Source organism: Helicobacter vulpis, from assembly GCF_003660395.1.
GTDB classification, from domain to species: Bacteria; Campylobacterota; Campylobacteria; order Campylobacterales; family Helicobacteraceae; genus Helicobacter; species Helicobacter vulpis.
In genome coordinates this window covers 1-779 of record NZ_QXQT01000075.1, presented here as the reverse complement: position 1 = coordinate 779, position 779 = coordinate 1, and the positions used below count along the sequence as shown (strand labels likewise).

The window sequence follows — 779 nt, the reverse complement described above, 5'->3', positions numbered from 1 at the left end:
CCCACAATAGGGCTCTGAATGATTGTAAGTAGATGGTTTCAGGTTCTATTTCACTCCGTTACCCACGGTTCTTTTCACCTTTCCCTCACGGTACTTGTGCGCTATCGGTGTAGTAGTAGTATTTAGGGTTGGAGAGTGGTCTCCCCGGCTTCAGCCCGGATTTCACGTGTCCTGGCCTACTCTGGATACGACTATCTAGGGCTTGTCTTTCGCATACAGGGCTATCACCTTCTATGGCTTACCTTTCCAAGTAACTCTGCTAGACAATCCCCTTGAATGTTGTCGTCCTCAACCCCGCGTGCAAGCACGCGGTTTGCCCTTTTCCCCTTTCGCTCGCCACTACTCAGGGAATCTCGTTGATTTCTTTTCCTCTAGCTACTGAGATGTTTCACTTCGCTAGGTTCGCTCTCTAAATAGAGTAACTTACATTGCTGTAAGTTGGGTTGCCCCATTCGGAGATCTACGGATCAATGCTTCTTGACAGCTCCCCGTAGCTTATCGCAGTCTAGTGCGTCCTTCATCGCCTCTACTACCCAAGGCATCCACCATCTACTCTTAACATCTTGTTTGTTTCAGTTAGCATATCCGCTAAACTGCCTTGATAAGATTTCTACCGCCTTATTGAGTATAATTCTTTGGCTTTGTAGTTTTTACCTTTACATAGGCTATTGACAATGAAAAGTCAAATAACATAACCAAGAAGCTTTTCAAACAAGCTTTCTTAGAAGCAAAACGCGATTCTATCTTTTTGAAGCTTAGGGGGGGCTTAAGGGGTTAGG

At 45.4% G+C, this 779-nt stretch carries 1 rRNA gene; it reads right to left on the bottom strand.

What is annotated here, in order from left to right:
• Positions 1-569, bottom strand: a 23S ribosomal RNA gene (locus EAO38_RS08620); the annotation flags it as partial.
• Between the last annotated feature and the right edge of the window lie 210 nt (positions 570-779).